The sequence below is a fragment of the Sinorhizobium sp. CCBAU 05631 genome, assembly GCF_002288505.1.
In the GTDB taxonomy this organism is placed as follows: domain Bacteria; phylum Pseudomonadota; class Alphaproteobacteria; order Rhizobiales; family Rhizobiaceae; genus Sinorhizobium; species Sinorhizobium fredii_C.
Genome location: NZ_CP023065.1, coordinates 581,231 through 601,474, shown reverse-complemented (window position 1 = coordinate 601,474; position 20,244 = coordinate 581,231). Strand labels below are relative to the sequence as shown.

17 protein-coding genes and 2 pseudogenes are annotated in these 20,244 nt (G+C 59.4%); 12 read left to right on the top strand and 7 right to left on the bottom strand.

Translation table 11 applies throughout. From position 1 onward, the window contains the following. Nucleotides 1-7 precede the first annotated feature (7 nt). The 3 genes from SS05631_RS29515 to SS05631_RS32360 form a co-directional block, all read right to left on the bottom strand. Nucleotides 8-1,477, bottom strand: a complete 1,470-nt coding sequence (locus SS05631_RS29515; RefSeq protein ID WP_244412401.1) for a UbiA family prenyltransferase — start codon at nt 1,475-1,477, stop codon at nt 8-10. 1,029 nt (nt 1,478-2,506) lie between these two features. Beyond that, nucleotides 2,507-3,682, bottom strand: a complete 1,176-nt coding sequence (locus SS05631_RS29505) for a ThiF family adenylyltransferase (protein WP_244412403.1) — start codon at nt 3,680-3,682, stop codon at nt 2,507-2,509. 115 nt (nt 3,683-3,797) lie between these two features. Further along, nucleotides 3,798-4,283 carry a hypothetical protein gene (locus SS05631_RS32360; protein ID WP_244412405.1) on the bottom strand — a complete coding sequence of 162 codons (486 nt, stop codon included), beginning with the start codon at nt 4,281-4,283 and terminating at the stop codon, nt 3,798-3,800. A gap of 288 nt (nt 4,284-4,571) precedes the next feature. Between SS05631_RS32360 and SS05631_RS29500 the strand changes: the two genes are divergently transcribed. Beyond that, a complete protein-coding gene (locus SS05631_RS29500; RefSeq protein WP_037426517.1) occupies nt 4,572-4,961 on the top strand; it encodes an antitoxin Xre/MbcA/ParS toxin-binding domain-containing protein in 390 nt (129 codons plus the stop codon). Nucleotides 4,962-4,963: 2 nt separating this feature from the next. Beyond that, nucleotides 4,964-5,656: an RES family NAD+ phosphorylase gene (locus tag SS05631_RS29495; protein ID WP_037426520.1), complete on the top strand. Its 693-nt coding sequence runs from the start codon at nt 4,964-4,966 to the stop codon at nt 5,654-5,656. A gap of 88 nt (nt 5,657-5,744) precedes the next feature. Here SS05631_RS29495 and SS05631_RS29490 read toward each other — a convergent pair whose 3' ends face one another. The 3 genes and pseudogenes from SS05631_RS29490 to SS05631_RS29480 form a co-directional block, all read right to left on the bottom strand. Continuing rightward, the gene (locus tag SS05631_RS29490) at nt 5,745-6,596 is read right to left on the bottom strand and encodes an NYN domain-containing protein (protein WP_162109184.1); all 852 of its coding nucleotides are present in this window, start codon (nt 6,594-6,596) and stop codon (nt 5,745-5,747) included. Between the two features lie 340 nt (nt 6,597-6,936). Then, the gene (locus tag SS05631_RS29485; RefSeq protein ID WP_234818709.1) at nt 6,937-7,140 is read right to left on the bottom strand and encodes a hypothetical protein; all 204 of its coding nucleotides are present in this window, start codon (nt 7,138-7,140) and stop codon (nt 6,937-6,939) included. Between the two features lie 318 nt (nt 7,141-7,458). After that, a pseudogene (locus SS05631_RS29480) lies at nt 7,459-7,904 on the bottom strand (ATPase, T2SS/T4P/T4SS family); the annotation flags it as partial. A 138-nt stretch (nt 7,905-8,042) separates the two neighbouring features. On the opposite strand from SS05631_RS29480, the pseudogene istA reads away from it, so the two are divergent. The 5 genes and pseudogenes from istA to ugpC all read left to right on the top strand — a co-directional run. Next, nucleotides 8,043-9,122, top strand: a pseudogene (gene istA, locus SS05631_RS29475) (IS21 family transposase); the annotation flags it as partial. A gap of 426 nt (nt 9,123-9,548) precedes the next feature. Continuing rightward, nucleotides 9,549-10,844, top strand: a complete 1,296-nt coding sequence (locus tag SS05631_RS29470) for an extracellular solute-binding protein (RefSeq protein ID WP_037426523.1) — start codon at nt 9,549-9,551, stop codon at nt 10,842-10,844. Nucleotides 10,845-10,922: 78 nt separating this feature from the next. Continuing rightward, nucleotides 10,923-11,852 carry a sugar ABC transporter permease gene (locus SS05631_RS29465; protein WP_095678160.1) on the top strand — a complete coding sequence of 310 codons (930 nt, stop codon included), beginning with the start codon at nt 10,923-10,925 and terminating at the stop codon, nt 11,850-11,852. A 12-nt stretch (nt 11,853-11,864) separates the two neighbouring features. Continuing rightward, nucleotides 11,865-12,698, top strand: a complete 834-nt coding sequence (locus SS05631_RS29460; RefSeq protein WP_037427617.1) for a carbohydrate ABC transporter permease — start codon at nt 11,865-11,867, stop codon at nt 12,696-12,698. Between the two features lie 44 nt (nt 12,699-12,742). Continuing rightward, complete coding sequence (gene ugpC / locus SS05631_RS29455; RefSeq protein WP_037427619.1) at nt 12,743-13,810, top strand: sn-glycerol-3-phosphate ABC transporter ATP-binding protein UgpC; 1,068 nt, start codon at nt 12,743-12,745, stop codon at nt 13,808-13,810. 7 nt (nt 13,811-13,817) lie between these two features. Here ugpC and SS05631_RS29450 read toward each other — a convergent pair whose 3' ends face one another. Continuing rightward, on the bottom strand, nt 13,818-14,402 hold the full coding sequence (locus tag SS05631_RS29450) for a phosphoenolpyruvate hydrolase family protein (RefSeq protein WP_037427621.1): 585 nt from the start codon (nt 14,400-14,402) through the stop codon (nt 13,818-13,820). Between the two features lie 127 nt (nt 14,403-14,529). Here SS05631_RS29450 and SS05631_RS29445 point away from each other — a divergent pair, with 127 nt between their 5' ends. Genes SS05631_RS29445 through SS05631_RS29425 form a run of 5 tightly spaced genes read left to right on the top strand, consistent with a single transcriptional unit; the run spans nt 14,530 to nt 20,220 of the window. Further along, nucleotides 14,530-15,738 carry a Tm-1-like ATP-binding domain-containing protein gene (locus SS05631_RS29445; protein ID WP_095678159.1) on the top strand — a complete coding sequence of 403 codons (1,209 nt, stop codon included), beginning with the start codon at nt 14,530-14,532 and terminating at the stop codon, nt 15,736-15,738. Continuing rightward, the gene (locus SS05631_RS29440) at nt 15,728-16,585 is read left to right on the top strand and encodes a phosphoenolpyruvate hydrolase family protein (RefSeq protein WP_095678158.1); all 858 of its coding nucleotides are present in this window, start codon (nt 15,728-15,730) and stop codon (nt 16,583-16,585) included. Before SS05631_RS29445 ends, SS05631_RS29440 begins: the two co-directional genes overlap by 11 nt. 23 nt (nt 16,586-16,608) lie before the next feature. Beyond that, nucleotides 16,609-17,238, top strand: a complete 630-nt coding sequence (locus tag SS05631_RS29435; protein ID WP_172900211.1) for a cupin domain-containing protein — start codon at nt 16,609-16,611, stop codon at nt 17,236-17,238. Nucleotides 17,239-17,282: 44 nt separating this feature from the next. Next, nucleotides 17,283-18,371: a Gfo/Idh/MocA family oxidoreductase gene (locus SS05631_RS29430; protein ID WP_095678156.1), complete on the top strand. Its 1,089-nt coding sequence runs from the start codon at nt 17,283-17,285 to the stop codon at nt 18,369-18,371. Nucleotides 18,372-18,390: 19 nt separating this feature from the next. Then, a complete protein-coding gene (locus SS05631_RS29425; RefSeq protein ID WP_037427426.1) occupies nt 18,391-20,220 on the top strand; it encodes a sigma-54-dependent Fis family transcriptional regulator in 1,830 nt (609 codons plus the stop codon). The last annotated feature ends 24 nt before the right edge of the window (nt 20,221-20,244 follow it).

The window sequence follows — 20,244 nt, the reverse complement described above, 5'->3', positions numbered from 1 at the left end:
CTTAATTTCACATGGCCATCACGAACGCCGACGCGATGAGGGCGCCGATAAACCAGCTGGTCTTGTCGTTGAGCGCGAAGACAATAGGGTCGTCGTGCAATTCCATACGATGACTGAGGAGCCAGATCCTTTGCAGCCAAATGGAAACGCCGAGCGGCGCAACATAAAGCCATGCTGGATTATGATATAGGTGCGTCACTCTGGGCTCGAGTGCGAGGAAAAGCAGCATGATGACGATCGAGGCCGAAGCGGACGCAAGGCCATGGCCCAAGGTTAGCGGCCAGTCGCCAGGCAAGTATCCGCGCCCTTCGATGGTGTCCTTGCCATTTGAGCACGCGCGCATTGCTTCCACATGACGCTTTGCCAGAGCCAGCGAAATGAAGAACATTACTGAAAACGAAAAAAGCCAAGGGGAGAATGCCAGGCCGTTCAGCACCTGACCCATGACAATCCTTAAGGTGAATAACGCCCCAATAACTGTCACATCGAGTAACGCAACACGCTTCAGGCGGAATGAATAGGCCAGTGTCAGCGCGAGATAGACAGAAGCAACCAGCGCGAATTGATGGTCCAAAAGGAGGGCCGTCCCAATGCCTGTAGCAAGCATAACCAGACACGCCAAAAAGCCGTTCATGACACTGATTCGGCCTGCAGCGATTGCCCGGAAGCGTTTGGTCGCATGCGCCCGGTCCGCCTCCAGATCAGCCAGATCGTTGATAATATAGGTTGCCGAAACAATCAGGCCGAAAGCGAGAAAACCGAACGTCGTTTTCAGTACGGCATGGAAGTCGTCCGCAATGCGGCCGAGAAACAGAGGCACGAAGATCAGCACATTTTTCGACCACTGGTGTATCCTGAGTTCAGAAAGCCAATCCTTCACCGGATGTCTTTTTTCAGGACTGAGCGTCCTAACCTCGACGCCAGCCTCACGGAGTTTGCTTTCGAACTTTACTCCGTCGCCAACCAGAACGGCTCCGGAAGCCGCCTCCCAGATCGGCAGGTCGGCGGCACTGTCGCCTGCATAGATGAATCCCTCTGGAAAGCTCTCCTGAAGCCAATGCAGTTTGCGCCGGCTCTTGAGGTTCAGTGACCCACTACTCCCCTTGGCACCGTCGAAACCGCCGAGATGAGAAATGATATCATCTGCTATGCTCTGATCAGCTGCCGTAACGAGATAGGTTTCACGCCCGGCAGATCTCGCGCGGCGTATCAGTTCAAGCATCTGTTCACGGTAGGGAAGCGCCTGCGGCTCAACCGAACGGACTTTCGCCAGAGCTTCCTTCAGGGCCGGGCGCCCCTTAAACCAGTTTGGAATCGTGCGAAGCAACTGCCGCGGGGAATGGAAGAAGGCATCAAACAGGTTCTCGTGAAGACTGTCTGATTTTATCAGTGTGCCATCCAGGTCACAAATCAAAGGCAACTTACGATCAAAGCAGTCCAGATCAAGCACCTTCATTTCATTTCGCCGCTGTTTCATCAGTAGCATCCTCCAGCCGGACGCCCCGAAACAGGTCCAAAGTACGGCGGGCGCATTTTCGGGAGGTGGTGAGCCTGGCACGCGCGTTCTCGTATATGAGCTGACGAGGACATCTGCTTTTTGCCTCTCTCAAACGACCGCTAAGCTATCCATCCCCACCGGGGTCGGTATCTCCAGACGCATGCGACAGAGGAGCATCAAATGTTGTGCCAGCTTGCACAAACTTATGGGAAGAGACTTTCTGTATATTGTTCAATGACGTGCATGCGTGGCGCCTGATCTCAGCAGGCGAGCGCTGTGTCGCGGACACGACAGAATGGACAGCAGGTGTCTCTTGTTTGACGTTTACAGGAACCGGCGCCATAGAGTGATCAGTGAGCGGGACGAGGGAGCTTGGATAACCGCGGCATTCCGCTGTCCGCCAGCAGTCGCTGCACAAGTCGGTACCCAGGCGGCCAGCTTCTACAACGACGCCGAACGCAAGGCGGGTAGGGCGCGCGGCTTGTCATCTGAGCGGGAGAACCGAGGATGCTCGTCACTCGGCTGAAAGAGGAGCTCGCGGCCATTCAGAAGGCACGGCAAAGTACTGAATTGGCTGACACTCCGCGACGGAACGGCGCAAGAGTCGCGGCCGCAACTGCATCCAACCTCCGAATGTCCAATTCGCATTCCGGCCAGCTGCGATCACCATTATAGGGTGGCGAACTCGTCGCGAAATGCGTCTGAGTGTGGATCGATCTTCGGAACTCATTGCGGCGACCCCAGCCGGATGGGAATGCCAATCCCCAAGATAGTCGAGGTCGCCCGCGGTGTTCCTGAATGCTTCGTCTATCTGCTCGACCTGCCATGAGTGGTCCGGAATGAAAGTATGGCGACCATGCAGCGCTTTCGGGCCAGCACCTACAATATCAACGACAACCCGATCTTCGCCATCTCTCCAACCGAGGAGAACACCGCCGGTCTCGAGCGGAAAGAATATATTGGCCTGTTCGATTATTACTTGAGCTGCGTCGCGCCCCAACCAAATTGTCATCCCTGTGACGCTCCGCAGCTGCAGCTCGAATGTGGTGCGATCGTCTCGGCTTTCCACCGCGGGAGAATGCGGCGGCCATTTTCGGTCAGATCAAGAATGGAAAGGTGCCAGTCACCCGAATCGTACACGTCCGGGGCGAGCAGTCCGATCGTGCTGCGTACAACTTCCATCGACACTTCCTGCAGGTCAAAGGCGCCTCCGGTGAACGTTGGCGCGTTGCAGCCGGTCGGAACTATCGTGCCCGAGCTGTCAATAGTTGGGAGCGGGAGCGTCTTGCCGGACCAATGCTGCTGCAAGCAGACATAACAACCCGGGGCTCCCGGTTTGAATCTCGCCACAACGCCTCCGGCCGCGCCTTCGGTTGCGTGGCCGAGTACGTACGGCTTTCCTATGCTACGGCACATGTAGGCCAAGGCGCCCTGACACTCGGTCGAGGCCGAAGTGTCTACCACAATGTCGGCGTCCTCGATCAATGCTCGAAGCCAACGCATGGGATTCCCCTCGAGTTTGCGGACGTCGTCCACATTCGAGATTGCTGAGCCCACTTTAGCGTGTCCACGCCCGACATTTGTCCAAGGGTAGTTGTGATAGAGGAAATCGTGCAGCGCGGTCGTCTTTGGCAGGCCCCACACCGAACGACCCAGCGCCCATCTGACCGTGTTGCCAGGCTCGACGAGATCGAAATCGATGATCGTCAGCTGACCGACGCCTGAGCGCGCAAGCTCGACTGCAGCGAAACTGCCGATGGCGCCGCACCCTACGAGAACAACCTTTTTGCTTTTCAAAGCACTCGCGACAGGCAGTCGCGAGAGCATATCGCTCGACAGACGGTATCCGCGCACCAAGGAAACCTGTCGCCGGCGGCTGCCAGGCACGTGCCGACTGACGAGAAAGAACCAACCGTTGCCCTTGTTATCAGGGCCGTAGGAAAGCTCCTCCTGAAAAACCACGGCGGTAATCGATAGATCGTCGTCGGCAATTGATCCGAGCTTCTTCAGGTGAGCGGGGAAGAGGGCCGATTGTCGCTCTATCGCCTTCTCGGCCGCCGCCAAAATCTCCTCCGGGGCCTCGGGGAATGGCGGCTCCAGGCGTATCCAGCGCCCGATGACGTTTTTCCATGGGCCGGCCCGTTTCGGGAGATCGAAGGGCTTCGCCATCCAGGTGCCGCTCAATGGCTCCACTTTGCTCAGAATGGCTTGAAACGGTGGAGACCTTCCTCGCTCCAGGCGGTCCTGGAGCAGGAAAACTGCGGTTCCGAGGGGGGCATTTGGAACGGGCCGCTGCCCATCAAAAAAGACCGCCGTCCTCGGCAACATGCATATGATATGGCGTTACAGGGTCGGGAGCTTGTTCTTCGAGGCTGGCTGCCTCACTCCACTGCTCGTTCCGCCGCAGTGTCATGACTTGCAGGACCTGCGATAACCGCTCGGCTATGAAGTCCGCGACCATTTGATGGGGGTACCACTGGGCAGAGTCCTGCGTCAGCAGGCACAAATCCCTCGTAAAGGGATTCTGATGCCGCTCGAGTTGCAGTTCAGGCGCGGATATCGAGGGTCGGCAGAACGGATGCAGCGGCGAGTAGCCGACATTAAGTCGGATGGACCCGCCACTGTCCATCGGCCAAAGGACCTCGAGGATCAAGGTGCCGTCCTGTTGGATTAACGGCCGGTGAGAGGCGCCGTGCCCCTCATAGGCCGCCAACTCCCGGGCATACAAGCCAGGATAGGCCTGCCACCAATTGTCCTGATCCGAGCCGCGCTTAAGAACGTTCACCTCCGTCAGCCGACCGGCCGGTGGGACGGGGGGTGAGAGGGCACTGGCGGGCCATCGGGGCGACCCGGAGTATGGCTGGGCGGCCCCTTCGGAACGTCGGGGTGTTCAGGATGACCTTCCCGGCCCGGCTTATTCGTATTCGACATGAGTATCTCCCTACAATACAGGCCTCCGTTCTTGACGGAGCCCAATTCCGGATTAAAATTCTGGATGAGTCCAGATATGGATTATATAAGAATGGACTCATTCGTTGTTCAAGTACACACTTGGACTTAGGAGCAGATTTTTATGACAGAACCAGTTCGAGGGTCATCTCCAAGCAGCGATTCTGCTCGAGTCCCTGCAGAACTCGAAGCGTTCTTCCGCATTGCCGACCGGTGGCGTCTGTCTGCCGACGATCAGATCAAGCTGTTGGGATCTCCAGGTCGGTCGACGTTCTTCAAGTGGAAGAAGGAGGGCGGCACGTTGCCCGCCGACACGGTTGAGCGCCTGTCGCACATTCTCAGCATTTGGAAGGCACTGCGAATTCTCTTTACCATAGAGGAGCGCGCCGACGATTGGATTCGCCGACCCAACGATTTCTTCGATGGAGCAAGCGCACTCGACACCATGCTGCAGGGGAGGGTTGTCGATATCTACAGAGTGCGCCAGTACCTCGATGCTCAGCGTGGCGGATGACAATGGATGAGGTCGCCATCAAGGACGAGTTTTATCGGCTAATTCCGTCACGGTTCCCGCCAGTCGCGGTGTACGAGGGATTGGTCAGCGAGGACAAGATCGAGGCACTTGTCGAAATAGAGAACAAGACGAATCCGCGTCTCCAGTCGGAGAGCCGGCTGCTATCCGCTCATACCGATCCGAGGGCGCCGAGGCTGCAGAACTGGAACCTGGCTCCCTTCAAGTACCTGAACCCGGAGGGAAGCCGCTTTTTCGACGGTAGTCGCCCGGCACTGGAATTGGCAGACGATCGTCAGACCGCGCTCGCTATGTCTGTCGAGCGTCGTCAGGCCTTCTTGTCGCGAACCAAGGAAGCGCCAATCGGCCTCGATATGCGATTGCTCAAGACACCGGTGAGCGGGCGGTTCATCGATTTTCGAAAGTATCCGATCGATCTATCGTGCGAGGAACGCTGGAGATTGGGAGGTTCGGTGCCCGAAGGCGCGGACGGCGTGATTTATCATCCGCCGGAGCGGCCCTCAGCCATTTGCATTGCGGTACTCCGAGGCGACGTTCTTGGCCGAACGATTCAGACAGTCCATTACCGCTACGTTTGGAATGGTACCCGAGTATCCCTTCTTTATGCCTTTGATGATGCAGGCAACGAAATTCGCCCAGAGGTATTGTGTGGCGCGGATGATGCATTCGCCGTGTGAGCATTAAATCTAGCAAAACACACCTACATTCCGCTTAAAATCGATTTCGCCTTCTGCTTATTCACAGTGATGTTCTCAGCAGGCAACTCTACCCTTCTCGTCGCTTTGTGACCTCCTCTCGAAACCGGGAACGGAGTACTCTCATCTCGGCCTTCTCTAAACGCCTGCTGATCTTCTCAGCCGTCTGGGCCAGGAGCCTGCCGTCGAATTCGGGGGGAACTCCCCTGTTATCCTTCCAGAAGATTTCAATTGCCTGAAGGTCGGCCTCTTGGAGATCTGCGACGAAAGAGCACGCGGCAGCAATAATAAGTCCATTATCATCATCGGCAGTTTCTGCGGCGGGTACCGCCGCTTTGGCGGGCGATGCCGCTATAGCGGTCATTGCAGGCTGGTGAACCGACCGCAGCGACAGAAACTTTTCGACGGTGAGCTTGTCCCATTCAGAGGTGGTGTCGGCTTCCTGTCTAAGGGTCGGCGACTGCGATCCTCGCGCCGGATGAATGCCCAGCAAATGAACCCGAACCCCATAGTTCTGAGCAATCTGCACGCCGACTCGGACATCTTCATCGCCAGACAGCAGCACCACCTCAGAGATAGCCCTTTGCCGTGCCAACTCTATCAAGTCAGTCACGATAAGCGAATCCACGCCCTTTTGCTGCCCCTGCCCATTAATGAAACCGAGGCGCAACTTGATGTCATCCATGTCGGCGATGGCAGTCTGATCAGCGCTCATCGCTGCACCCGGTCTTATTCCATCGTACCAGTAAATGCGCAGCAGTGACCCAGTAGGGGCTTTCGTGGAACAGAACGCCTTCAGTTCCTCAATGACTGACCTCGCCGAGAGTGACAACTTCGCCCTAGCGACTTTGTTACCGGTGAGTGCAGTGCTCCCCTGCGCGAACAGATAGCCCGCGTCGACGAAAATAGCAGAGCGCCCCAAAGATCCCCCAACCCTAAAAGTAGCAAGGGCTCCCGCGGGAGCCCTTTGTATGCCGGCGCAACCATAATATCTAATCGGTCACGCCGGAGTAATTTATGTATGCGCCACGCATGCGCACAAGTCAATACGAAACGATAAACGCTGCAGGAAATGGACGCTAATGAGACGCAACGCACGCCAATCAGACCTAATCGCGCTCAATTAGATATTCTGCACACGAAGCTGCAACAAGTTACAACGGATATAATGCCGCGGGCGCTGCGCCGCAAGAGGCCGAAGCAGCCTGCATCGCGCAAAATCAATGGCTATCGACGGACAGGCGCCGCACCGACCAGTCCGCTTAATTTCCGGCGCCGGCCGAAGGCATCCCCGTCAGACTGCGGAAAATGTCGACCCAGAATGCGAAATCGTCTGCTCGCCCGTCGGTCCAGGCCTCAAGACCGCAATGCGCCACGGCAGTGGCTGCCTCGTCGCCGAACAGGTCAATCGCGGCTTCCATCATGCTTTCCGGGTCCGAAGGTTCTGGCCAGATCGCCTTCATCATAGTCATACACCTAATCGCTGCTTCTCGGGCGTGGGATACTACGCGCATTTGAGCGTTGCGCAAACGATCGTTTATGCACGCGTTGCACAGGCCGAAGAAAACGCAATGAAATCAGCTGCCTAGAGCCGCGTATCCGGGCAGGATTGCATAAGCATGCTCCATTACGCAACGGGGTATGATGGGCGAGAAGACCGGATATGCAAGAGTTTCCACCCTCGAACAGAACCTCGATATGGAACAGCGCGCTCTCAAAGCGGCGGCAATGGTCACGTCCGCTGCGCCCCTGGTCGCCCCTCGACGGGATCAGGTGAACAGCATTATCCGATTTGCGCGCAGATGCCCTATCAACTCGCGATCGATGTCGCTTGAGGCCGCCGACGGCCACAGAGACCTTAACGAGCGAACCGTTGTCGCGATACTCCTCGAGCGTGAAGTTATTGACCACCTGCTTGCGGATCGAGATCGAGCCACCTTCGGGTGCCGCGCGGCGGCAAGACGATCTGGATACGCTCGCCGGTCGGAAGCGCGGCGCTGAGGATCGGTTTCGAGCGGCTGATGAACTGGTTCGTCGCGGCCGCAACACGCTCGCCGACGTTCTGGATTTCATCACCCATCAGGGCGACGATTAGATGATGCTCCATGGCGCCAAACCGTTCCACATATACATCGCCCGGTTTGTTGACGGCGATTTCCGCCACCCTCGGATCGTCGATAAATTCCCTGATCGGTTCAAGTGCGGATTCCGACGTGAAGCCGGCCGGCATTCCGATCAATATCCGGCCACCGTTCCGATTTGAAGCCGGCCACGATTCCAATCAATTACCGGCCGGTTTTCGGCTCTAACGATACCCCCTGGGTCAGCAACTTTGGCATCAAGCCTCCGGGTACACGAGGAGATTTTGATGCCGGCGAAGAGAAGGCTGACCATGAGACAATTACGACAAATGCTCCGGCTTGGCGGAAGCGGAAAAGCAGCCGCGAGATTGCGGTGATGCTTGGTGTTGCGCGCAGCACCGTGCAGGATAACCTGAAGCGTGCGGCGTTGGCGGGCCTGACCTGGCCACTGCCTGGCGAACTGACCGACGAGGCGCTCGAGCATCGGCTGTTCGCCCGCGCCGGGGTCAAGCAGGGCCAACGGCGACGCCAAGAGCCTGATTGGGCCGAGCTCTCCATCGAACTGAAGAAGCCGGGCGTGACGCTTCTTATGCTCTGGGAGGAATATCGCAGCGTCCATCCCGACGGATACGGCTACAGCCGCTTCTGCGAACTGTTCCGCCTCTTCGAGCAGCGCTTGTCGCCGACGATGCGCCAGGAGCACGCCGCTGGCGACAAGGCCTTCATGGACTATTCCGGCAAGAGGGTGCCAATCGTCGATCGCAAGACCGGCGAGGTTCGCGAGGCGGAACTGTTCGTCGGCGTGCTCGGCGCGTCGAGCTATACGTTCGCCGAGGCGACCTGGACCCAGACGCTCCCGGATTGGATCGGCTCGCACGTGCGCATGTTCGCCTTCTTCGGTGGCGTGCCCCGGCTGATCGTGCCGGACAACCTGAAGTCCGGCGTCAACCGGGCCAACTTCCACGATCCCGAGATCAACCGCAGCTACGGCATGATGGCGTCCCACTACGGCGTCGGCGTCCTACCGGCCCGGCCGCGCCGCCCGAAGGACAAGGCGAAGCTCGAGAACGCCGTGCGCTTTGCCCAGAGCTGCATGCTCGGACGCCTCCGCAAGCAGACCTTCTTCTCGCTCGCCGAGGCCAATGCCGCGATCGCCGAGGTGCTCGCGCGCATCAACGATCATGTCATGTGCCGGCGGCGTCAGCCGCCGGCACCTCTTCGAGACGGTCGAACGCCCGGCACTCGCAAGCCTGCCCGCCGAAGACTACGAGTTCGCCGAATGGCGCTTGGCGCGGGTCTCGACGGATTACCATGTCGAGTGCAAGAGCTTCTTCTATTCCGTCCCGCATGCCCTCATCCGCCAGCAAAAAGGCGCTGAAAAGTGATGCGATAAGCGCCCTTTACGAAGGATGATCGATCAGCCGTTTCAATGTCGTCAAGATCGAAGAGACGCTGACGATCGAAAAGTTTTTCCCAGCTACGCCGCACACGAGCGCTCCTATGTTCGGATCCGTTGCTCCCCCGTTGCTATTCCGCGCAACCCATTTCGCGCGCCCACTCGATAAGTGTTCGGCTCTCGCGGATGAATGCGCATCTCAGACGCTCGCCTCGTACTCCGCCTGCCTTGTCCTTGGTGATTGAACTTCCTCAAAGGGCCCGACCGTTACCCAATATTACTCAATCGTAGGGCTCATCGGCGTTGAATGCGTCATGGGGGTGCCGTAAGCCATCATACATGGAGCGAGAGGAGAAGGCGGTCGAGGGGGCCGCAGATGCTTCAGCAAGGAGGAGATATGAAACGTCGTACATTCACCGCTGGGCTGGCGGCTTTGCCGTTCCTCGGCTCCAGCCTCACCCGCGCATTCGCGCAAGATGCTGCCGCCTCGCTCCCGAAAACCTATTCGGGGCAGAAGATCCGAGCGCTGGCCTCGACCGGTGCTGCCTTCGAAGCGATGGCTACGGTCAGCCGAGACTTCACCGAGGCGACCGGCATCGCCGTCGAATACGTCAACCTGTCCTATAACGAGCAGTACCAGAAGCTGATCCTCGATCTAACCAGCGGTGCGGCGTCTTTCGACGTCTTCAACTTCGCCTATCAGTGGAAATTCGAGATCGAACCCTATTGCGCCGATCTTGCGAATATTCCGAAGGAAATTCAGGGTGCGCCAGATCTCGCGCTTGACGACTATCCGCAACGAGCACTCGAAATCTACGGCCGTGCCAACAACAAGCTCATCGGTCTGCCGACACTCGGCGATGTGACGCTGTTCGTCTGGAACAAGGAGGCCTACAAGGCCGCGGGCTTGGATCCTGACGCCGCACCGAAGACCTGGGACGAAGTCGTCGAGCGCGGCGCCAAGCTCGTCGGCAACGGCCAATTCGGCTACGCCATGCCGGCGGGCAAGGGCATTCAAACGACCGTGACCTGGATCATGGTGTTCAAGTCGATGGGCGGCGAATACTTCGATGCTTCCGGCGCGCCGACCTTTGGTAGCGAAGCGGGCGTCAAGACCATGAAGTTCCTGGTAGAGAAGCTGGCGGCGGTCAGCCCTCCCGGCAATCTTGCCTGGGATTTCCCGGAGATGTTCAACAGCCTGTCGACCGGCCAGTCGGGGCAGTCGATGATGTGGCCCGGAGCTTTCGGCGATCTGCTCAACCCGAAGAGGTCCCAGGTCCACGACAAAATCGGGTGGTCGCCGATGCCGCAAGCTTCACTGTTGGGTGGCTGGTCGATGGGCGTCAACGATGCCTCTCGGTCAAAGGATGCCGCCAAGCTTTACGTCGCATGGCTCACATCTGCCGACATCGTTCGCCGCATGGGTCTTATTGGCGGGGCTCCGGCACGCATCTCGGCGCTAAAGGATCCGGAGTTGATCAAGCAGGCTCCGAACCGACCGGCTGTGCTTGCCGGTCTGCAGGGCGACGTCGCCGAATATCCGCCGATCAAGGAAGCGGAGCAGGTCCACATCATGATCTATGATGAGGTGAATGCGGCGGTGGCGAAGATCAGGACGCCGGAACAGGCGGCCAGCGATCTTCAGGGCAAGGTCGAGTCTTTCATGCGGCGCCGCGGCTATCTCAAAACCTGAGGTCGCGCTCCGTGGGGGCAGGCGTTCCTCCCCGTCTGCCCCCCCTTTACAACGGCAAATCTGCAAGTAGTTTACCTGATGACAATCTCTCAAACAGTTCCACGGGGCGCAGTGGCGGTTCGCCGGCGTCGCCGCATCCGCATCAGCACTGTGGTGTGGTTCACGCTGCCTGCTGCGGCAATCATGTTGCTGGTGCTCGGCGTGCCGCTGGTCTACTCGTTCTACTACAGCCTCACCGGCTGGTCTCTCGTCGTTCCCGGCAGCGATCAGGACTTCATCGGCCTTCTCAATTATACCGATGTCTTGAGGAGCAGTGAGTTCTGGGCGTCGATCCGCGTGACGCTGATCTATGCCGTGGTCGCGGTCTCGCTGGAATGCGCGCTCGGCATCCTCTTCGCCGTGCTTTTGAACCTAGAATTCTTCGGCCGCGGCCTCTTTCGCTCGCTGATGCTGATCCCGATGGTGATCACGCCGGCAGTCGTCGGCATCTTCTGGAAGCTGCTCTATGAGCAGGATTCCGGCGTCTTCAACTATCTGCTTGGAACCCTCGGCTTCGAGCCGGTACCGTGGCTGAGCCTCACCGTGGCGCTCGCCTCCGTCATCATCGTGGACGTGTGGCAGTCGACGCCGTTCTTCACGCTGATCATTCTGGCGGGGCTGCAGTCCCTCGACCGCGACACGGTGAGCGCCGCGCAGGCGGACGGCGCCAATGCGCTCCAGGTCTTCCGCTACCTGACGCTGCCGCATCTCGTCCCCTACATCATGATTGCCGCGGCATTTCGCATTATCGGCGTCATGGCCGACTTCGACAAGATCTTCCTGTTGACGCTCGGCGGGCCGGGCAATGTCACGACGACGCTCAGCGTCTACGCCTACAACACCGGTTTCAAGGTCTTCGATATCGGCAGAACCACGGCGATCTCGTGGATCTATGTCGTCTTCGTTCTCGCGATCAGCGCGCCCCTGATCTGGCGCCTGTTCCGCGGCGCAAGCGTCAACCGCCACTAGGGGAGGTGAGGCATGGCTATTTCATCCAACACCAGCCGCACCACCCGCAAGCTGCTCTGGACCCTCTTCTGGTGCGCGCTCGCCTTTGTCTATCTGTTTCCATACACCTGGATGGTGCTGACCGGCTTCCGGCATGGCGTCGACACGATCTCGATGCCGCCGCGCTTCATCTTCGAGCCGACGCTCGCCGGCTTCAGGCACCTGTTCGAGGTGACCGGGTTCCAGAAATACATCATCAACAGCGCCGTGGTGACGATCTTAAGCGTCGTGCTGGTGATCGGGGTTTCTGCGCCTGCGGCTTATGCGCTGGCGCAGATCAGCAAGCGGGGCGGAGCGCTTCTGGTGGCGATCCTGGTCGCCCGCATCATTCCGGGCATCGCAATCGGCGTTCCGGTCTATCTGCTGGCGACGCGCCTCCACCAGCTCGACACCTACCAGGCGCTGGTCATCATCAACGTCGCCGTCAACATTCCCTTCGCGATCTGGCTGATGCGCAGCTTCTTCATGGAAGTGCATCCGACGCTGCGCGAAGCGGCGATTTCCGACGGCTGCAGCGAATGGCAGGTGTTCACCAAGATCATGCTGCCGCTGGTGCTCGGCGGGATGCTGGCCACCTCGGTGTTCGTGTTCATCGCCGTTTGGAACAAGTTTCTTTTCGCCCTCATCCTGACCACCTCGGTGAGCCCGACGGCGCCGCTTGCGATGCTCGGCTTCAGGACCCAGTACGGCGTGCAGTGGGACGCTGTCGGTGCTGCGGCGTTCCTGGTGTCGACGCCGGTCATCGTCTTCGCCTTCATAATGCAGCGCTACCTGGTGCAAGGCCTGACCATGGGCTCCGTCAAGTGACAGGCATGGTTGGTACAATTCTTCGCAGAAAGGCCGAGCAGAATATGACTGATGTAACTATCCGCAATGTCACCAAGCGCTATGGCGCTCTGACCGTCATCCCTCAGCTTTCGTTCAGGATCGAGGACGGGGAGTTTGTCGTGCTGGTCGGACCGTCTGGCTGCGGCAAGTCCACGCTTCTGCGCATGCTGGCGGGACTGGAGGAGATCTCCGGCGGCGACCTCCTGATGGGAGCCGACGTAATCAATGATCGCCCCGCCAAGGAGCGGGACATGGCGATCGTCTTCCAGAACTACGCGCTATACCCGCACATGACCGTCGCGGAAAACATGGGCTTTGCGCTGAAACTTCGCAAACGCCCGCGGGCCGAGATCGATGAACGCGTCGACAAGGCGGCGGCGATCCTCGGGCTCGGCAAGTTGCTGGATCGTTATCCGCGCGCGCTTTCCGGTGGCCAGCGACAGCGCGTCGCCATGGGCCGGGCAATCGTGCGCGACCCGCAGGTCTTCCTGTTCGACGAGCCGCTGTCCAATCTCGATGCCAAGCTAAGGGTGCAGATGCGGGCCGAGATCAAGGCGCTTCACCAAAGGCTGAAGATAACTACCGTTTACGTGACGCACGACCAAATAGAAGCCATGACCATGGCTGACAAGATCGTAGTCATGAACGAGGGACGGGTGGAGCAGATGGGCACGCCGCTCGAACTCTACGATCGCCCGGCGAACATCTTCGTCGCCGGCTTCATCGGCTCGCCCTCGATGAATTTCCTGCCGGCGACGGTGACGACGGCGAGCAGCCCGCTCCTGAAGACGCCGGAAGGCGTGGTATTGCCGATCGATGCTGCAAACAGGCTCGCCGAGCGCGCCGAGGTCACCTATGGCATTCGTCCGGAGCACCTGCAGCTCGGAGAGAGCGGCATTCCGGCCGAAGTGGTCGTCGTCGAGCCGACCGGCTCGGAGACCCAGCTCTATGTCACGGTCGGCGGGCGTGAGCTTGTCGCAGTGCTGCGCGACCGGGTCGACGTCCGTCCGGGCGAGAAGATCTGGCTCGCGCCCAAGGCGGGATGCACGCATCTGTTCGACCCCGCGACCGGCGAACGGATCACCGGTTGATCATGGCTCAAGTTTTGCTCACCGCGTCTGGAAGTCGAAACAGTCCGAGCAGGGTTTCCCGTCCCAGCTCGGAAAGCTCGGCCAGCATGGCCTCATTGGCATGCCGCGCCGCGATCAATCCACTGACGCCGATGGCGAGCGCTTCCTGCGCCATCCCGAAACTGTCGACCACGGCGAGAGCGCTGAAGCCCTTGACGACCGCCGCACGCAACAGGGCGAGTTCGGATTTCACCCCGTACCCGAAGTCCTCGAGGCTGATGCGCATTTCGCCGTCGATCGCCGTCACGCTCGGGAAGTTGACGACGCCGTGGCATCCGGCACTGTCGAGCGCTTTCAAGATGTCGGCATGGCGGCGGAACGGGTCGAGCGCCAGAACGCCCGCAAACAACGCACTCGGCCAGGAAACGCCGCTTCCGAGCCCGGAGAGCAGACAACCGTTGGCATCATGGATCGGAAGCAGGACAAGGCTGTCAAATGTGCTTTTCTCGAGGCCCTCACAAGCCGGGCAGTAAAGCGTCACGGATTGAGGCGGCGCATCGGCGGCTAAACCGGTGACGATCGGGATGGGGCGAAGCTTGGAAGGCGATGTCATTGGGTATCCCTGTGACGGACTTACCCAATCTTACCCAAGTGGATAGCTCCCGCCAATTGATTTGCTCCGGCGCCGACGACAAGGTTTTTGAAGAGCGAGGAGGCCGGCGAAAGCCGGAAGGAGAAAGATGAACAGAGTTTATGTGGTCGGGACCTGCGATACCAAGGGCAGCGAACTCAGATATCTCCGCGACCTAATCCGCGCGACCGGCTGTGACGCCGTCCTGGTCGATGTTTCCGTCTCGGAGTTCCACAGCCAAGCCGCCGATGTCGACGTTCAGCCGTCCGAGGTCGCCCGTTTCCACCCGAACCCCCCGAAGCCCGAGGAGCTCAAGGATCGCGGCAAGGCGGTCGCCGCCATGGCGCAAGCGCTGGTGGAATATATCCGCTCGCGTGCGGATGTCGATGGCATCATCGGCGCCGGCGGGACCGGCGGCACGGCGCTGATCGCGCCGGCCATGCGGGCACTGCCGATCGGCACGCCGAAAGTGCTCGTCTCCACCGTCGCCTCAGGCAATGTCGCCCCCTATGTCGGACCGACCGATATCAGCATGATGTACTCGGTGACGGACGTCTCCGGGCTCAACCGCATCTCTCGGGTGGTCCTCGCCAACGCCGCCCATTCCGTAGCCGGCATGGTCCTCAACAAGGTTAGCGCCGCCAAGGACGAGAGGCCGGCCATCGGGCTGACGATGTTCGGTGTCACGACCCCTTGCGTCCAGGCGGTCACCCGGGCGCTCGAGGCAGACTTCGACTGCTTGGTGTTTCATGCCACCGGAACCGGCGGCCAGTCCTTCGAGAAGCTCGCCGATTCCGCCCTGCTTGTCGGCGGGATTGATGTCTCCACGACGGAGGTCTGCGACTATCTGGTCGGCGGCGTCTTCCCCTGTACGGCCGATCGCTTCGGTGCCTTCGCCCGGACCAGACTGCCCTATATCGGCTCCTGCGGTGCACTCGACATGGTCAATTTCGGGGCGCTGGACACCGTCCCCAGCCAATTTCGCTCGCGCCGTCTGCATGTCCACAATCCCCAGGTCACGCTGATGCGCACGACCCCTGAGGAGTGCAACAGGATCGGCGAATGGATCGCGGAACGGCTGAACCTCTGTGAGGGGACGGTCCGCTTCCTGATCCCGGAGCTCGGTGTCTCGGCGATCGATGCGCCCGGTCAGCCCTTCCACGATCCTGAAGCAGATAGCGCGCTCTTCGCAGCGCTCGAGCGCACCCTTCGCCGGACGACCAAGCGGCAACTCATCCGCGTTCCCCTTCACATCAATGATCCGCAATTTGCGGAACTCCTTGTCACCAACTTCAAAGAGGCCCTTCGTGAGCACTGATACTCTTGTCAAGCGTCCCACTCGTTCTGAACTGATCGACCGTTTCCATAATAAGATCCGCGCCGGCGAGCCGATCATCGGCGGCGGCGCCGGCACGGGCCTTTCGGCCAAGAGCGAGGAAGCCGGTGATATCGATCTGATCGTGATCTACAATTCCGGCCGCTATCGGATGGCCGGCCGCGGCTCGCTCGCCGGGCTTCTCGCCTACGGCAACGCCAACCAGATCGTCGTCGACATGGCGAGCGAGGTTCTGCCGGTCGTCAAGCACACGCCGGTGCTTGCCGGTGTCAACGGCACGGATCCGTTCGTCGTCATGCCGACCTTCCTGCGCGAACTGAAGGAGATTGGCTTTGCCGGCGTGCAAAACTTCCCGACGGTTGGTCTTATCGACGGGCTTTTCCGTCAGAACCTCGAAGAGACCGGCATGAGCTATGCCCAAGAGGTCGCGATGATCGCTGAGGCGCACAACCTCGATCTCCTGACGACGCCTTACGTGTTCAGCCCGGAAGACGCCGTGGCGATGGCGAAGGCCGGTGCCGATATTCTCGTCTGCCATATGGGGCTGACGACCGGTGGAGCGATTGGCGCGCAATCAGGCAAAACGATGGAGGACTGCGTCGCCCTCATCAACCAGTGCATCAAGGCGGCGCGGGAAATTCGCGACGACATCATCATCCTTTGCCATGGCGGCCCGATTGCCAATCCGCAGGACGCGCGCTTCATTCTCGATGCCTGCCCCGGTTGCCACGGTTTCTATGGCGCCAGCAGCATGGAGCGGCTGCCGACCGAAGAGGCGATCAAGTCGCAGACGCTCGCCTTCAAAGCGATCCGCCGCAAGCCGGCCTGACCGTGAGAAGGGAACGCAAGCAGATGACCATCTTTCGAAGTGGAGACCAGCCGCCGGGCTGGTGCGAACTCACCGACTTCGAGTTCGTTGACTTGACCGATCAACCCTTGCCGATTCCGCTTGCCGCCGAAAAGCAACGTCTGCTCGTCACGAGCGGATCGTGCCGCGTGAGGAGCGCCGAGGGAGCGCAGGTTCTGAGTGAAGGCCAGTTCCTCGACATGGATGGGGCCAATGGTCCCTTCACCGCGGATGCCGGAGAAGGGGCCGCACAAGTGCTCGTTTTTTATGGCAGATGGGGCAACGAACTCGGCGGATGCGGGGTGTTCAAGCTCGGCCCCGACACCCCGGTTCCGGTCAGGGGGGATCCGGTCATTTATCCCAAGTCGACGAACTTCGATTCGCATTATCACGACTGCGACGAATACTGGGTAATTATCGAGGGGGCGGGGACGGTCGTCGTCGGCTCACGCAGCTTCGAGGTCGAGGTCGGTGATTGCGTCGTTATCGGCATGGGCCACCATCATGATCTTCCCCATGTGCGGACCGATGTGAAGGGCGCATATTTCGAGACGACGCTCGAGGGCAGGAAGCGCTTCGGTCATCTCTGGGAGCACACGCACGGGCCTGCCGATGTGCGACCCGAGCGGGTTTGATCCGCCATGTGCGCCAAGCGATGCCTACCTGGAGGTGAACATCAATGACGTATAAGGTCCTGCATATCGGCGCCGGCGGCTTCGGAGAGCGCTGGTGCGACACGTTTCTGCCGCCAAACATGGCGGACGGGATGATTGAGGTGGTCGGCCTCGTCGACATCGATGCCACGGCCCTTGAAACCGGCCGTAAGCATCTCGGCTTGAAGAGCGAACAGTGCTTCACCTCGGCCGCGCAAGCCTTCCAGATGGTGGATGCAGACTTTTGCACCATCGTCATTCCGCCAGCTCTGCACGAGGGGATCGTCGACCTGGCCCTTGCGCGCGGCATGCACATCCTGTCCGAGAAGCCTATCGCCGACACCATGGAGGCCTCCGTCCGCATCGCTGAGAAAGTGAGAATGGCCGGCCTTAACATGGGAGTGACGATGAGCCACCGGTTTGATCAGGACAAATCGACTCTAAGAGCGCTCGTCAGCGCCGACGCCATCGGCCGTGTCAATACGGTATCGTGTCGTTTTGCCGGAGACTTCCGCGTCTATGATTCCTGGGGGCGCTTTCGCCACGAAATGATGCATCCCATGCTGATAGAGGGCGCCGTACACCACCTGGATATCATGGCCGATCTAGCCGGGGCGCCCTGCACGTCGATCTATGCCCGTACGTGGAAGCCGGAATGGGCGGATTACAAGGGCGACACAGACGCCATAGTATCGATGGACTTTGCGAACGGCGCTCATGGTGTCTATGAAGGGTCTTCGGCACAAGCCACGGGGCTTAACGATTGGGCCTTCGAATATGTTCGGGTGGAAGGGGAAACCGGGACGGCTATCCTCGACCATCGTGAGATTGAGGTATTTCACCGTTACCCGATGCGGCTTCGACAGGCCAGCCGGCAAGGAAAAGGTCAGCAAGTGTCGCTGCTACCCGGCAAGAAGTGGCAGAATACCCTGTTGATCGAGCAATTTTGTCAATGGCTCGACGGCGGCCCGCCGATGGCAACCAACGTCTGGGAAAATCTCCAGTCTGTTGCGCTCGTATTCTCAGCGATCGAAAGCGTCCGGCTGGGTCAACCGGTGAAAGTGCAGGAATTCCTCCAGTCCTACCGAGAGGGGGCTTCGATCGAGTCTCGATAAGATGTAGGTTAGCCTGACAATGGCTGATCCGATCGTTCATCCTGGGGTTCATCGTCCCGAATTCTCCGCTCCCGTGCACGCGAGAGCGGAGATTATCGCGACACTCAGGGCCACGCTTGGCAAGCCAAACACCACTCTCGTTGGTGCTGCGATCGGCACGGGAATGGCCGCCCAGGCAGCCTCGCGGGGCGGCGCAGACTTTATCCTCGCTCTCAATGCAGGGCGTTTGCGTAGCATGGGCGCCCCTTCTATCTTTTCCCTGCTCGCATTGCGCAAGAGCAATGACTTTGTCCTGGATTTCGCCCAATCAGAGATTCTGCCTTTCGTTAAAGTTCCGGTCTTTTTCGGGGCCAGTGCTTTCGATCCGCGGTCTTCGATAGAAGCTGAACTGGAAAGAATTGCGGATGCGGGTTTCGGCGGAATTGTAAACTTCCCCACCTCCATCTTCCTCGATGGACGGTTTCGGGCCGATGTCGAGGGAGCAGGACTGGGGTTCCAGCGTGAGCTCGAAATGCTTCGCGCCGCTCAGAGAAGAAATATGGCGACTCTCGCCTATGTTCGAACTGTGACTGAGGCTCAGCAGGCCGCGATTGCCGGCGTGGACATCATAAATCTCAATCTCGGCTGGAACGTCGGAGGGACTGTCGGAAGCCGCACAGAGCTCAGCCTGAGGCAAGCGGCTGAGTATGCGAAGATCATTTTCCGCCAGATACGGGCCATCTCGGAGGATACTCTTTGTGTCCTCGAGGGCGGCCCTATCGTCAGTCCAGACCAAATGTACGAGGTATCCGCACTGTCCAAGGCAGACGGATACATCGGCGGCTCCACCATCGATCGGGTGCCTCTCGAAGCCTCGATGGAGCAGATTACATCCGCATTCAAGTCGGTCGGCACCTTGCAAAAGCGAATTGATGAACTGGAGCGCCAGCTCGAGCATGTGCAGCGCGAATACTCGATCGTTGGTCGGTCACCTTCGATCCAGCAAATCAAGCAACGTATCGAAAAGCTTGCCGCTTCTAGTCTACCGGTCCTGATTACCGGGCAAGCCGGAACCGGCAAAAAGCTTCTGGCACGGGGTATTCATGAAGCTGCCAGACGTTCCGGCAGCAAGCTCATCAGCTCAGAAGACGCAAGTGGAGAGTCGCTTTTTGGCTTCGCCCCGAGCGCGGGCGGCAGGAAGGTGCTTGGGCTGCTCCAATACCATCCCAAAGCAACCCTGCTGATCGAGAACGTCGAATGCCTGTGCGTCGACGCTCAGGAACGTCTGATAGAAGTCATCGAGACAGGCGCTTATCGGCGCCTGGGCGACAACGAGAGAGGGCGGTTCGAAGGCCGCCTGATCCTGACATCGACGCGGCCGCTCTCTGAGTTGGGCTCGAGCGGGCAGCTGATACCTGCTCTTGAGTCGCGTCTCGCGCCGGGTCACGTCTTTCTTCCCCCTCTATGCGATCGCCTCGAAGACCTTCCACTCCTCGCCGAACACTTCCTGCAAGCACTCAGAAAGGATCGACGCAGTCGGAAGCTGTCGGTGGACCACTCGGCCTATCGAGTTCTGATGACCTATGGCTGGCCAGAAAATATTCGCGAGCTCAGATCCGTGCTCGAAACGGCCGCCATCCGCTGTGAAGGCGACTGGATCAAGGCCGAGCATTTGCCGCCGCTCGGCGATGCGAACGCGGACGCGCCGCATCCGCATCCGGGGGAAGAGCGGGAATGGATCCTGGATGCGCTTCAGCGCCATCGGTTTCGCCGCGGTGAAGCCGCGCGGTATCTCGGGATATCCCGAAAGACCCTATACAACAAAATGCGAGTGTACGGTCTTCCATTGCAGCCGAGAGAAAGAAGCTAAGCGGGGGCGCCAAATATAATAATG

What these genes read in the sequence shown, in the direction of transcription:
- SS05631_RS29515 (WP_244412401.1), bottom strand. Translation starts at nt 1,477, where the DNA reads ATGAAACAGCGGCGAAATGAAATGAAGGTGCTTGATCTGGACTGCTTT.
- SS05631_RS29500 (WP_037426517.1), top strand. Translation starts at nt 4,572, where the DNA reads ATGACAGAACCAGTTCGAGGGTCATCTCCAAGCAGCGATTCTGCTCGA.
- SS05631_RS29495 (WP_037426520.1), top strand. Translation starts at nt 4,964, where the DNA reads ATGGATGAGGTCGCCATCAAGGACGAGTTTTATCGGCTAATTCCGTCA.
- SS05631_RS29485 (WP_234818709.1), bottom strand. Translation starts at nt 7,140, where the DNA reads ATGATGAAGGCGATCTGGCCAGAACCTTCGGACCCGGAAAGCATGATG.
- SS05631_RS29470 (WP_037426523.1), top strand. Translation starts at nt 9,549, where the DNA reads ATGAAACGTCGTACATTCACCGCTGGGCTGGCGGCTTTGCCGTTCCTC.
- SS05631_RS29465 (WP_095678160.1), top strand. Translation starts at nt 10,923, where the DNA reads ATGACAATCTCTCAAACAGTTCCACGGGGCGCAGTGGCGGTTCGCCGG.
- SS05631_RS29460 (WP_037427617.1), top strand. Translation starts at nt 11,865, where the DNA reads ATGGCTATTTCATCCAACACCAGCCGCACCACCCGCAAGCTGCTCTGG.
- ugpC (WP_037427619.1), top strand. Translation starts at nt 12,743, where the DNA reads ATGACTGATGTAACTATCCGCAATGTCACCAAGCGCTATGGCGCTCTG.
- SS05631_RS29450 (WP_037427621.1), bottom strand. Translation starts at nt 14,402, where the DNA reads ATGACATCGCCTTCCAAGCTTCGCCCCATCCCGATCGTCACCGGTTTA.
- SS05631_RS29445 (WP_095678159.1), top strand. Translation starts at nt 14,530, where the DNA reads ATGAACAGAGTTTATGTGGTCGGGACCTGCGATACCAAGGGCAGCGAA.
- SS05631_RS29435 (WP_172900211.1), top strand. Translation starts at nt 16,609, where the DNA reads ATGACCATCTTTCGAAGTGGAGACCAGCCGCCGGGCTGGTGCGAACTC.
- SS05631_RS29430 (WP_095678156.1), top strand. Translation starts at nt 17,283, where the DNA reads ATGACGTATAAGGTCCTGCATATCGGCGCCGGCGGCTTCGGAGAGCGC.
- SS05631_RS29425 (WP_037427426.1), top strand. Translation starts at nt 18,391, where the DNA reads ATGGCTGATCCGATCGTTCATCCTGGGGTTCATCGTCCCGAATTCTCC.